Source organism: Paenibacillus sp. EKM10P (genome assembly GCF_011800655.1).
In the GTDB taxonomy this organism is placed as follows: domain Bacteria; phylum Bacillota; class Bacilli; order Paenibacillales; family Paenibacillaceae; genus Paenibacillus; species Paenibacillus polymyxa.
In genome coordinates, this window is record NZ_JAALET010000026.1 from 1 (window position 1) to 11,675 (window position 11,675).

The window sequence follows — 11,675 nt, forward strand, 5'->3', positions numbered from 1 at the left end:
CATAAAGCCGGACGCTGCGGACAAACCATCCGCTGGTGTTAGGGGTAGCGTAACCCCCGATAAATCTACTGTTGCTGCTGTTGCTGCCATAATTAAATTCCTCCTTGGAAAGTGTTGTTTTTTATATAGAGAAGGGTTTCCCCTGAGCTCACTTAGTAATAATCAAATTCATCGTCTTCATCGCGTTTACGATTGGCATTGTGAAAAATGTCAATGATGACGTACAAGACCATACTCGCAACAATCACCGCTATGATCGTCATGACGATCGGCATATTGTACTTGATGAAGTACTTAGTAACTTGAAAAATCTCGGTCATGCGATCCTGGTCAAAGAAGCTTTTCGGATAGTTTACAGTTGGGTCTGCAATCGGATGTAAGGTCATGTCTTCCTTCCTTTCACGGCGTTAACGATAGCGGCCATAAGCATACCCACCACAACGACCGCAACCACGACCATAACGAAATTGGAACCCGTTTTCATGAAGTTCTTCCACATCGACCAAAAGAAATTCCAGTCCCAAATATCAGAAATGTCCATCATTGTATCTATCACCCTCCCTTGTTCTGTGCCAGAGCGTAAAGGACGTAGCAACTACGCCAAGACCTGAACAAAAGGCAGCCAGCAATTTAATCAAATCTTTATTTCCCAGGAACCAAACCAAAGCGGCACCGATCAGCGTTTCCACCCTTTAGCCACCTCCAGCAAGAAATGGCCCATCATGGACACGGCCACGGGTAAAGACAAGACAAACGACAACGCAATAGCCGTCGACTTAGGGTCTAAATGGATGAATGACAAGTTACCCTCTCCCCGTCGATAGTTTTAACAGCCATTGCAACACCAGGAACGCCAGAATTAAAAATAGACCAGCACTGACAAGCGCATCACCTAGAGTCATTTCGTTACTAAAAGCGATAAAATCCCCATTTGGAAGCTCCACCAGTTGTTGACTACGCAGTTCCAAAGGCTGGTTAACTACGTATACATCTTTCGTTACCGCTGGTGCTTCAATAGGTTCGGCTTGCTGCAGGTTTGGCTGTTGGATAGCCGTATCCGGCTGCACAACCGAATCTGTATGTACCTCCTGCGCCGAAATGGACGGTTCCGGTTGTGCTGGAGCTTCATCGTGGTTCATTTTTCACCCCCACACTGAACGCAAAAAAAGAGGCGCAGCCTATAAGCGGCTGCGCCTCATTATCTCTCAAAAATACACACGTTAAGAAACTTTTACCATATTGCTACTATTGCAACACAGGAAAAAATAACATAAAGTGTTCTGAGGGACGAGCGAGGGCATTTCGCTCCGACCTATGGGATTCTGAAAGTTGGTAGCTTTCAGTTCCCGACGAAGTCCTGTTGGTGTTGGTAGCACCTAACAGGGCTTTTTTGCTATTCAGGTTTTTAATTATTTACAGAATAGACCATCTCACGCTATTTGTCACCGTGCTGTATCCTACAATAGTTAGAAAGCAGCACGTTTCCGAAAAATCGCACAATTTTTCTTGTGTTTGGACATACATCCTAGTTACTAGGATGTAACACGAAAAATGAGAACGTATTTTCCGTTCTTGTTTACTATAAAAAAAAAATTAGGACTTGTCTATATTTTTTTGGGTAATTTTACCCAAGTATTTTTCGTTTATTAGTCTTTCTATCACATGTTTTACGTTTCCTTCCTTTTCTAGCTCGGTTATAACTTTTTGCTTTAGGTTAATGCAAATACTTCTAGTTAATTCACTTTCCGGTTTCCTACTGCGAGCCAAAAAACCTCTCCCTTTCGCATCCCTCTCCTTTTCTTTTTTTTCTTTTCAGCATACACCAAAAAACGGCATTCTCCCAAACAGAGAAATGCCGTTAACGTATCGGTACCGTGCTGCTTTCTAAAGAGACGTAAGTCTCTCCCTTTATCCTCGCCCTGGCGTGTAAATATCGCGTTCCCTTTGCTTCTTTCGATTCCATTCGGTTTCCGGGTCACGCTCCCCCTGATCCAGCTTATCTGGGCTACGACGAAAGAAATTCCACCATTTCCGTTCCTTCGTAGCTGCAATCATTCTTTTTGCTTCTAACGATTCTCGCAAAATGGCGGAAAGATTGTGATTCTGCTCGTCCATACGCTTGTGTAGCCGCGCTATTTCCTCATCTTGATGATTCATATGTTCAATTAGAGCAGCATTCTGTTCACTGATCGTCTGAATAATTTGCAATGCATCCCCATATCGTTCTATATGTCGTTCTTCCGGCGTTAAAACAGCCGGAAAACTCTTTTCAGTATCGTCCGTCAATCGTTCCTTAAACCGCGTCACAACTACAAATGCGGCCTTCTCTACCCCTAGGCCGCTACGATTACATAACGTTGTCAATTCCTTCATGATCGTAACGTCCTGTTCGTTGTACTCCCGATTCTTTCCGTCGATACGCTCAAACAAATATCCCGCCTTCTCAAGCGCGGTAGCATACTTGCGTACCGTAACGGCCTGAACGTCCAGAAACCTTGCCATATCAGCAGTTTTCAACTTTATACCCACCCTCTCATATCGTTCTCATCCGTTTCTTGTTCGTTATGATACTATGATAGATTCCCAGGCGTTGACGCGTCAAATAAAAAGCAACCAGGAAGCCCTGGCTGCTCATAACTTATCTTGGCGGATATTTAAGGTTACTCACTAAACGAATCCCCACGATAGAAAGAATTAACATGGTAACGGCCTCAATATCATCACGTGTTATACTAAAGATAATATCTTTAAAATTAGATATTATTTCATTCATGCCTAGTTCCTCTCTTCGTAAATATCGTTATATTGAAAAATAGTTTCAATTTTTCGAATATCCATTTTCCAACAAATAATACAACATAAAAAAATCCTTGCAACAGCCAAAGCGGAAGAAAATAAATCATGATCAAAATGTCTATAATCCGATATGATTCTTTTGTTAAGTAGAATATAAAGCTCAATTTTTCTTTTCTTCCATAAGTCAAAATAAGAATATCGTTCCAATTTTTAAGCCAATAAGGAACTAAAACAAGAAATACAAAACACAGGCCAATAATCATATCTCTAAGCAATGTTGAAGCAGATTCTTCATCCAAGAAAAACATACCTTCACCCCTTTCTGTTTTCATTCTCCAAAGTGCCATCCACGAACCCACACATATAACCAGCGGCCAGTAAGTTCATTTCCCGTTCACTTTCTATCCGCCGGATATCCTGGACAAATTTTTCGGAACGTATTTTCGACTCGGCCATGACCTTTGTTATTCTCTCTATACGATCTCTATTGATCATTTATTCGTCTCTCCTCCTCTATCTCTCCTAAAATTTTTTCTGAAATAATTAACATTTTCTTATTAAAACGCCTCCTAGAATAATCTTCTCCGCGCGCAAATCCTTCCCTAAAAGCTTCCCTAAGAGAGATTTTAAAAGCCGCCTGTAATTCGTCACTAAGGTCAGCAAGTTCACATAAAAAACCCATTTCTCTGTTTACAAAATCTTTCTCGTTCAATGTTTACTACCTCATTTCTGAATGATACAATGTAATTAATCGAATTTTGTATTGAAGCCTCTCCGATCCCCACGATTAGAGGGCTTTTTCTTTATTTATACCAATAATTTCGAGCGCAGCTTCATACCCGCTTTCCTCTATTTCCTTTAACAATTTAAAACGAAGATCATTATGCAGAATATAACGCCAATCCTTCCAATCGAGCGTACCGAGTAAATCCGCTTCTTCTACCTTTTCAGTCGCTACTTCCTCATCTGTTTTCTCTTCGATCAAAAATCTGTCTTTCAAACCAGGACTCCAAACAAGCTGTCGTTTACCTTTTGTAGCTTTCGCATATTCTTGAAATTTATCTTGATACTCAAGATCGCCATCCTGTATAACCACACGCAAAAAATCAAATGGTGTCATACTTCCAGCACGACCTTTTTTTATATTGGCCTTGGTCATCTCTGAATCTGTGCCCCAACGCTTATCCATCAGGTCGCCCCATTTTCCTATATATGTACTTGCCTCTGCAGCGTCATGAATTTTCAAACCATGTTGACGACTACACTCCAGACCGTTAACAGCACAAGCACCAGACCACAAGCTATATAACTTGTCCTCCATATCTGCCCATTCCCAAGATTCAATTTCATTATCATGCATAAGTAACAAATGAATATGAGGATGCCAGCCGTTTACCCCATAAGTGATTTCAAAAGCCCGTATACTACCAATTAATCCAATTTCCTTACGAATATTATTATACCTTTTGCCGCTACGAAACTTATTAATAGACTTACCTAAAGCTATTAAAAGATCATCCAATTTGTCCCTAGAAGAATGCGAGAAAGTTAATGTCAGCATAGTGCAATAACCACCACCGTCTAAATGAGCTTTAAAAGCCGTTTTAAGCTCTGTCCGGCGACGTTCTGAAATTTTACTCGCACACACTGGACACGTCCAAACGCTTCCGCAGACCATCAGACCACCGTAAAAAGCTTTCTGCGTTGACCTATGTTTGTACAAGTCCACGCCGCCATAACGCTCAATCTGATGCCTTAAACAGATCCCGACACGGTTTTTCGGCAACATATGTTTTGCCACCGACTGCATTTGATACCTCAATAAACGGTCGTCCAAAGGCGGTTGCTCGTTTTTCGGGGAAAATACCCTCTTATCTCTCGTTTTCTTCACCGTATCCCCATTTTGCTCAAAACAGGGTGACGGCGATTTCGTAGTTATTACCAAGGGCGCCTCTGGCGCCTGAGGCGCTGAAGCGCCAAAATTCGAACCCATCACACCAACTCCACATCTATTTAGAACTTTTCACCATATGAATAATTCACAACAGACTACCATAATTTAAAAATCTTACAGCCAGCAAAAACAATCAACATACCGATAAAAAAACTCAACCAGAATTGCAAAACAATCTCCATCAAAAACCTCCTAGAACCAAGGTCGCCCCCGGCGGCTAAAGGGCTAGCCCTTTAGAATCCCTATTCCCTCGCCGGGTGTCAGCCCTCCGAACCGGACGGTTCAGAGAGGCATTAAAGGGTTGCAGTTGAGAACCGCTCGTCAAGGGTTCGCTACGCCGCTGCGCGCCCTGGACGGCTGCATACGGCTCTTTTAGCACCAAGCAAACAGAAAAGCCCCTGCGCTTCCGATGGACGATCCAAAGGAAACACAGGGGCCTTATATCATAAATTTGGGGTATTGTATACGCCGGACAAATCCGGTACAATAATAACCAAAGCCATGTTATAGCGCGCGCCTGTTTCTCCGATCTTCACTATCGGTTAAGCAGCGTAGAAGTGTCCAGCTTCTAGCCGCCGTGAAACGTGGCCTTTTTTATTTGTTATGAAAATTCTACCACCGTCTATCAATTTTTGCTAGACCTCGCAAAAAAAAACCTACCAGGGTTATGCCTGGCAGGCTTCAAGCTCTTGTATTCTCTTCTTTAGTTTCTTCTTGTCCAACTCATGAAATAAGCCTATAAGCTGCATACTTGCAACAAGTCCAACGGTCACTAAGCTTCCAAAAAGCATCATCATTGTTTTTCTAAATACGATGGAATCCGATTTATCAATCTCGTTAAATAAATGCATGGCTTGATGATATTGCGCTGCTGTCATGCCAGCAAACAATTTTTCAGAAAGATAGTTATAACCATACACCATCAGAGCTGCAAATATAGCAATTTCAGCTAGACAAACTACCACCATTCCAGGAGTAGACTCCACAAATTTCTTAATCTTATTCGTCATACTACTTCCTCCGCTTCTATTAATTCCACTTCTTTAACCACAGCCATATATTTAGCTTGTTCCGTTTTCGTCAGTTCTTTTTTTTCTAAGACGTAATAATAGTTCCGGCCAACTTGTACACGTCGAGATTCAAATAAATTTTTACGCTGCCAGTGCATGCAGCTCGCCGGGATCAGCAGCCTACCAAACATAGCGGCTATGCTTTCAGCATTTTGCACCTGGCGCCAAAAATAATATTCTTGGCTTAATCTCGTATACCGGACTTTTGGTATGGATGGAAATTGAAACAGCAGCTCCTGCGGATCATGTTTTACTTTATTTGCTGGTACGATTGTTGGCATGTTTTTTCCTCCTGGCTTCGTCGTGTACTTTTTCGAGTTGCTCCATAAATACATCTGCTTCCCGTTCCGTTTTAGGCAACGGAAAACCGCCTACAAATGAATGCGTATCAAATAAAGATAGCTTGTGAATCTGCTGCAGCTTACCACTGCCCAAGTGCCTGGAATGCAAGAATTGTCCTTTAGGCCCAAAACTATCGGCCTGGAAATCGTAATAATCAAGTACAACCCCCTTATTGCCCATCGGCCGGACATGAATGAGCACTTCTAACATGTCCCTTATCCGCGTATCCAAACGGTTAATACTCGGCGTTGCAAATATCTGTATACTCGCCATCTTGCGGACAAATGTCAGCAAATCCGTAGCTAGTGTGTTTTCGAATCTTAGCGATTTACGAGAGTCAAATGACCGATGCGCTTCGTCCCACACACATATGCTACCGTGGGCCTCTGCCACCTTAAACCAGTCATTTGCAACCTTCATCCGTTCAGCTCCATAAAGGTCATAATTCGCAAAAAGCTGCACATGACCACCTCGTTTTTCAATTTTATTTTTATATAGCCAGCCCATCATGCTGGCCGTTGTCGTTTTCCCGGCTCCCAGGTTGCCCACAACGCCGATTATATGCGGCATAGGCCGTTACCCCCTTCCACCGCGAACGGCTCGTCCATCGGCCATAATAATCGGCTTAGGCGGCTTTGGTATGAGTTCCTCGATGGTACGCAGGAATGTTTCTGGCCGTGCAACGGATTTTTTAAATTCTTGCTTAATCTGCTTAATAATCGTCTTGTATGGATTGCCCTCCGGGTGCAGCCTGGTGTTATTGCCCATGCTTTCTAGGAGAAGCAGCGCCCGAACCTGGTCTTCCGAAAACGGGGCCGCGTAATCAGACATAAACGCCAGGACTTGCTTTACATCGCTGACATGCTGCACGTTGGGAAATAGATCATCATTTATGACGGACTGTATCTTATCTGCGTTGTCATGTGTACTCATTTACTCACCATTGAGATGACCAGGATCAGGAAGAACAAAATCCCCCCACCGATCAGAATAATCTTACCAAGCGGCAGCCTACGACCTTCCTCGGCCACTTCCGGCGCAAAGTGCGTAATCTGACGCAAAACCGTACTCCGTTCCAGCGCAGCAATCCGCTGACAGTCCTCTACGTTTTCGGTTATCGTCGGATACATAAATATCCGGCCACGTGGCCCCGTGTACGCCTTCACATCGGCCTTTGGTACGGCGTAATTGCCGTCCATAGACTCCGCATAGACCCGTTCGTCGTTAATGTCTGTAATCGGCGCTATGGCCGCCGTACCGTCGTTCTGGAGAACAACCAGCACGTCCTGAGGTAAGTATTCCACTTCTTCATTTTTATTTCCGAACAATCGCATTTTTCGCAGCTCCTTTATTTTTCATCTTGTTAAATATCCAAAACGACAAGACCGTTACCCAGGCTATGCCCAGGGCCAGACCTGACCCAATCGCAAAGAAATAACTAAATACACTACCTTCCATGTCCTACCTCCTTACCACCACTGAGCTCCGCCCTTGATGGCGTAATATAGCCTTATAATGACTTTCACGATCTGGAGTATCCCCAGGATAACAATTCCGGCCAGCAGCGAATTTACAACGGCCTGCATCGATGCCGGAAGATATCCGAAGAATACGAAATAGTTGTTTAAGTTAATGCCATGTCCTGCAACCTGGCTAACGTGGTTTAGATAGTCCCGGGCCATCGTCAGAAACTCCAGCGGTGGCGCAAAGATGGAATCTATTGCATTACGTAAGCCAGTCGGCAAGAAGTATTCATACACTCCATCACCTCATTGTTCGGATATAAGTGTCTGCCGGCAGCTCGTGGATCCAATTAATGTTCGGTTTTCACTTTCCGGAATGAGTTGGCCACTTTTTTAACGTCCGGATTTTCTACATCAATCTCCCATCTGTATACTGCCGATGATCCGTATGACTCCCCAGGCTACAGCAAACCAAATTAAAAACAGCAGCACATAGGACAGTGTGTCGATCTGGAAGTAATTAAGGCCCTGGGCTACATTACGAATAATAGGGGACCAAACGCCATCATCTGGCGATCTTGCAACGTAAGTAAATCCGGCCAAAGTGACAAAAATACCTTTCACAACGGCGACTATGATTTTGCCGATCATATAAAAAACTTGTATCAGCAGCCACGCAATCATGGCGATTTTATAGACCAGGTAAAGTATCAGAGCTATAACAACAAATACTGGTCGAAATAAAAATTTTAGAAAATCAAAAAGAGCCTGGAACACGACTCCCAAAACGTAAGAAACGAACTCCAATCCCCTACGCAGCAGCCGTTCAAAAAATGTCCAGGAGGATCTAAGTATCAAACCAATCATCGCGGTAATACTTTACGAGTTTTATAGACAATAGCGAAAATCTCGTGAATGATCCGGTCAGAATACATAATGGCCGTAAATATGATCAATGGCGCGGATATGTAGGCTAATTGCTTCGCCGCGAACTGAAACAACTCCATACTGGACATGTAATCATCCCCTTTGTGTAATCTTGTATTTTTTATTTAACAGATAAAGAAATGCAATCATCATGTTTGCCAGGACAATGGCTAAAGCTATGAGCACCCAACCGTTAAGCAGCTTAACAAACTCTATACCTGCCTTGAACGCATCCCCTACGCCATATCCATCTGCAAGCTCAAGCACCGGAGCTGTAGGGTTGTTACTGCCCCCCTCTGAACCGTCCGCTAGTATCGCCCTGGCTTCGGCCTTGTTCGATATGACACCAGGAATATACCCCATTGCTCTGGTAATCTTATATTCAAAAACCGTAGGCCCAACGCTGCTGATTAAACGGCCATTGAGATAGATACGATATCCTATAGCTCCCTCTGTCTTCGACCATTTCACCAGTAAATAGTCCGGCCCTGTTTCTTGCTCTGTGTCTGTCATTACGTTTTGCGGTGCAATGACAACTAAATTTGATTGAGCAGACTCATTTCCCGTAAGGTCATACGCCGACACAGTAAAACTATACTTCCGACCATTCTCAAGACGCTTTACAACGTAGCTTGTCAAATTCCCGAGCTTGGTTATTTGTTTTCCATCCTGATATACGATGAACCCGGATATATCTTCATCGCTGCTTTCAGTCCACCTTAATGTAACCATCCCATTTCCTGCTTGCCCTTGTAATTCTGGAACTTCCGGTGGGGTAGTATCCGGCGGTGGCGGTGGATTAGGCGTAAGCACCATTCCCACTGTTTTTTTACTCTCATTTCCGTCTTGGTCAACGGCTGAAAGCTGAAACGTATATTTTTTACCATTAACGAGTCCAGTAAGCAGAATCTTTCTGCTATTTGTTTTTTCAAGATTAACCTCAGCATCTAAATATTTTTTAGGTACACCGTCTGTGTACAGCACATAATGACTAAAATCCGTTTCAGTGTTTCGACCAAAGTTAAGGGTAACAGTGCTATCGCCAGCCGTTCCAGTAAATCCCGTCGGCATGGCCGGCGGTGTGGTATCTGGTATACCAAAAACATTGAGTTCATAGATGTATCTGTTAAATCCGTTAGACTTACTCAACGTGAATTTTTTCAAAGGCTTTGTTAATGGAATCACTCCATCTGTAACTGTACTACCTACCAATCTGACCAAATTAGTTGATCCATCAGCATACAAAATGGTAACGACTAGAGCATTATCTGAGCCACCGTCCACCCGATAACGGATTTTTATATTTTCAGCGTCTACCGCCCCAGGAAATGTATAGCTAAGTACATAAGGGTCAAGCACTACATAGCTATCTAGGTTGCCATCCGTCACTAAACTTGTTTGCGTTCCAGTTGGAGCACCACCCCGAAAATTAACCCAATCTATAGGTTTTCCGTCTAATAAGCCTTTAGAATAGTCCACTGCGGCATAGGTAGATACAGCACCAAAGAATGAAAATATGATCAAGATGGAAACCAAAAATAAGTCCTTTAATAACCTGTTTATTTACACCACCCCCCATCATTTCGGTATTGGAATTTCAACTTCTGCCCCTTTAGGCGTAGGTGTATCAACCGTTTGGCTTTGCGGCTTCGGTATATCAAAAATGATTTTCCCAGGCTTAGGTACTTCCACTGTCGTCGGTGGTGTTTCTCGCTTCGGTATGTCAAAAATGATTGGCTTAGGTACAGGCGGTTCTTCCAGCTCCATTTTCTTCGGCTTCTCTATATCCACGCTGTCTATGCCCTCCTTTGGGTCACTGAGCACAAAGGGTTTAGACTCGTCCTTTGTCTCAACGGCCGGAGTGCTGGCAATGTCAAACTTGATCGGGCCATTTTCAAACTCGCCTGGAACCTTAGGAGTTAGGGTATCTTGCTCCCTCGTGGATATGTCAAGCTGCGGTAACGGAGCAGTAGTTGCCTGGTTTATCTCTTCCTGGCTTGGAGCCTCAGGAACACCACCAACATAATTACGAAGGTGATTAACAGTAGCAAAACCGATTTTGTCCGCTACGCTGTCCCAATCCGGCGGCGGTGGTATGGCCCGGGCAACTGCTCCAGTAAGCTGCCCCATAAGCGTGTCCCAATCTGGACATTCCAAGGCTTTTTTTATGTTCTCGCATGGGTCACATGCCTGTGATGCTCCCCCATCGTCACCGCCGCCGCTGTCGTCTCCTGGATCGGTGGCTCCTCCATCATCCTGGCCACCGGAATCGTCACCGCCATTACTCGGTGGGTCTGTAGTTCCTCCGGTACCGGAACCGCCGCCCCCTGTGTTACCATTGCCACCTGTTGGCGGTGTGGTAGGCGTTGTTTGCCCCCCACCGCCCGTGTCGGGGGGCTTGTTGTCCCTCCCTGTTCCGCATCCGGCAGAAATCCGTACTCAGCCAGTTTTAGGAACTTTTCTGCGCTGCCATCGGATGTAAGAGAGATAGATACGCCCTTGCTTTTATGCGCCCTGAACACTGTTGTGCCAACGTCTACAGGCTTACCGTCTATCGAACTGGTTATTTTCATTTTGTATCCATCGCCAAAGGTCACTGTGGCGTATACTTTGCTGCTTAACGCTCCTTTGACCCTAAAACGGATACTGGCTATGTAGTATTTTCCTCCGCCCTCGGACGGTACAAATTTGGTACCTCCACTCGAAGCCTTCGCGGCAAAGGTACCGGATGTACCTTTCGGTATAGTCACCTCAAAGCCACCGTCAGGCACCTTAATATTGCCCTTCGGCACAGCTGCAAAGGCCAGCATCGGAATATTAAGCAGCATAATAATTAACAGCGTTAACCCTATTTTTTTCATCGCGTCTGTCCTCTCTGTAAAAATAGCCCAGACAGTAGATCGTCTGGGCTATTTGTGATGCTGCATTTTTACTTACCAGTGCCAGCGGCCGACTTACCTTTTTTAACCAACCAAAAGATAAAGCCGATGATGATCGACGCGAACGCAATACCAATCCCGATTGCTGTCCATCCACCAAACAGGCTCATAAAGCCGGACGCTGCGGACAAACCATCCGCTGGTGTTAGGGGTAGCGTAACCCCCGATAAATCTACTGTTGCTG

General features: G+C 44.3%; 23 protein-coding genes. All 23 read right to left on the minus strand.

All coding sequences use genetic code 11. The annotated features are described in order from the left end of the window. Window positions 1-152: 152 nt before the first annotated feature. The gene (locus tag HFE01_RS26060) at window positions 153-386 is read right to left on the minus strand and encodes a hypothetical protein (protein WP_058831551.1); all 234 of its coding nucleotides are present in this window, start codon (window positions 384-386) and stop codon (window positions 153-155) included. Beyond that, a complete protein-coding gene (locus tag HFE01_RS26065) occupies window positions 383-544 on the minus strand; it encodes a PTS ascorbate transporter subunit IIC (protein WP_155617218.1) in 162 nt (53 codons plus the stop codon). Before HFE01_RS26065 ends, HFE01_RS26060 begins: the two co-directional genes overlap by 4 nt. After that, window positions 528-689, minus strand: a complete 162-nt coding sequence (locus tag HFE01_RS26070) for a hypothetical protein (protein ID WP_167442883.1) — start codon at window positions 687-689, stop codon at window positions 528-530. Before HFE01_RS26070 ends, HFE01_RS26065 begins: the two co-directional genes overlap by 17 nt. After that, window positions 677-802 carry a hypothetical protein gene (locus HFE01_RS27680; protein WP_260403136.1) on the minus strand — a complete coding sequence of 42 codons (126 nt, stop codon included), beginning with the start codon at window positions 800-802 and terminating at the stop codon, window positions 677-679. The genes HFE01_RS26070 and HFE01_RS27680 overlap by 13 nt, the downstream gene beginning before the upstream one ends. A gap of 1 nt (window position 803) precedes the next feature. Further along, window positions 804-1,139 (minus strand): hypothetical protein, encoded by a 336-nt coding sequence (locus HFE01_RS26075; protein WP_167438803.1) that lies wholly within the window; start codon window positions 1,137-1,139, stop codon window positions 804-806. Window positions 1,140-1,908: 769 nt separating this feature from the next. Continuing rightward, window positions 1,909-2,502 carry a DUF3967 domain-containing protein gene (locus HFE01_RS26080; protein WP_207714831.1) on the minus strand — a complete coding sequence of 198 codons (594 nt, stop codon included), beginning with the start codon at window positions 2,500-2,502 and terminating at the stop codon, window positions 1,909-1,911. 263 nt (window positions 2,503-2,765) lie between these two features. Next, a complete protein-coding gene (locus HFE01_RS26085; RefSeq protein ID WP_167438801.1) occupies window positions 2,766-3,128 on the minus strand; it encodes a hypothetical protein in 363 nt (120 codons plus the stop codon). Next, window positions 3,109-3,291, minus strand: coding sequence for a hypothetical protein (locus HFE01_RS26090; protein ID WP_167438800.1), 183 nt, complete (start codon window positions 3,289-3,291; stop codon window positions 3,109-3,111). Before HFE01_RS26090 ends, HFE01_RS26085 begins: the two co-directional genes overlap by 20 nt. Beyond that, window positions 3,281-3,508, minus strand: a complete 228-nt coding sequence (locus tag HFE01_RS26095) for a hypothetical protein (RefSeq protein ID WP_167438799.1) — start codon at window positions 3,506-3,508, stop codon at window positions 3,281-3,283. The genes HFE01_RS26090 and HFE01_RS26095 overlap by 11 nt, the downstream gene beginning before the upstream one ends. A gap of 75 nt (window positions 3,509-3,583) precedes the next feature. Beyond that, entirely contained in the window at window positions 3,584-4,789 is a 1,206-nt protein-coding gene (locus HFE01_RS26100; protein ID WP_167443049.1) for a protein rep, read from the minus strand. Between the two features lie 626 nt (window positions 4,790-5,415). Beyond that, window positions 5,416-5,760: a hypothetical protein gene (locus HFE01_RS26105; protein ID WP_167438814.1), complete on the minus strand. Its 345-nt coding sequence runs from the start codon at window positions 5,758-5,760 to the stop codon at window positions 5,416-5,418. Beyond that, complete coding sequence (locus HFE01_RS26110; protein ID WP_167438813.1) at window positions 5,757-6,101, minus strand: hypothetical protein; 345 nt, start codon at window positions 6,099-6,101, stop codon at window positions 5,757-5,759. Before HFE01_RS26110 ends, HFE01_RS26105 begins: the two co-directional genes overlap by 4 nt. After that, on the minus strand, window positions 6,076-6,732 hold the full coding sequence (locus HFE01_RS26115) for an ATP-binding protein (RefSeq protein ID WP_167438812.1): 657 nt from the start codon (window positions 6,730-6,732) through the stop codon (window positions 6,076-6,078). The genes HFE01_RS26110 and HFE01_RS26115 overlap by 26 nt, the downstream gene beginning before the upstream one ends. Before the next feature lie 6 nt (window positions 6,733-6,738). Further along, the gene (locus HFE01_RS26120; RefSeq protein ID WP_151256158.1) at window positions 6,739-7,095 is read right to left on the minus strand and encodes a hypothetical protein; all 357 of its coding nucleotides are present in this window, start codon (window positions 7,093-7,095) and stop codon (window positions 6,739-6,741) included. After that, on the minus strand, window positions 7,092-7,496 hold the full coding sequence (locus HFE01_RS26125; protein WP_058831543.1) for a hypothetical protein: 405 nt from the start codon (window positions 7,494-7,496) through the stop codon (window positions 7,092-7,094). The genes HFE01_RS26120 and HFE01_RS26125 overlap by 4 nt, the downstream gene beginning before the upstream one ends. Next, window positions 7,477-7,620 carry a hypothetical protein gene (locus tag HFE01_RS26130; protein ID WP_167438811.1) on the minus strand — a complete coding sequence of 48 codons (144 nt, stop codon included), beginning with the start codon at window positions 7,618-7,620 and terminating at the stop codon, window positions 7,477-7,479. Before HFE01_RS26130 ends, HFE01_RS26125 begins: the two co-directional genes overlap by 20 nt. An 11-nt stretch (window positions 7,621-7,631) precedes the next feature. Beyond that, a complete protein-coding gene (locus HFE01_RS26135) occupies window positions 7,632-7,922 on the minus strand; it encodes a hypothetical protein (protein WP_167438810.1) in 291 nt (96 codons plus the stop codon). A 117-nt stretch (window positions 7,923-8,039) separates the two neighbouring features. After that, the gene (locus tag HFE01_RS26140) at window positions 8,040-8,483 is read right to left on the minus strand and encodes a hypothetical protein (protein WP_207714832.1); all 444 of its coding nucleotides are present in this window, start codon (window positions 8,481-8,483) and stop codon (window positions 8,040-8,042) included. 5 nt (window positions 8,484-8,488) lie between these two features. After that, on the minus strand, window positions 8,489-8,641 hold the full coding sequence (locus HFE01_RS26145) for a hypothetical protein (protein ID WP_167438808.1): 153 nt from the start codon (window positions 8,639-8,641) through the stop codon (window positions 8,489-8,491). 4 nt (window positions 8,642-8,645) lie between these two features. Beyond that, a complete protein-coding gene (locus tag HFE01_RS26150; RefSeq protein ID WP_207714833.1) occupies window positions 8,646-9,941 on the minus strand; it encodes a fibronectin type III domain-containing protein in 1,296 nt (431 codons plus the stop codon). Between the two features lie 189 nt (window positions 9,942-10,130). Continuing rightward, window positions 10,131-10,682, minus strand: coding sequence for a hypothetical protein (locus HFE01_RS26155; protein WP_167438806.1), 552 nt, complete (start codon window positions 10,680-10,682; stop codon window positions 10,131-10,133). Window positions 10,683-10,717: 35 nt separating this feature from the next. Then, on the minus strand, window positions 10,718-11,413 hold the full coding sequence (locus HFE01_RS26160; RefSeq protein WP_167438805.1) for a hypothetical protein: 696 nt from the start codon (window positions 11,411-11,413) through the stop codon (window positions 10,718-10,720). Window positions 11,414-11,481: 68 nt separating this feature from the next. Next, window positions 11,482-11,675: hypothetical protein (locus tag HFE01_RS26165; RefSeq protein WP_167442886.1), on the minus strand; the 194-nt coding region annotated here is incomplete at its 5' end.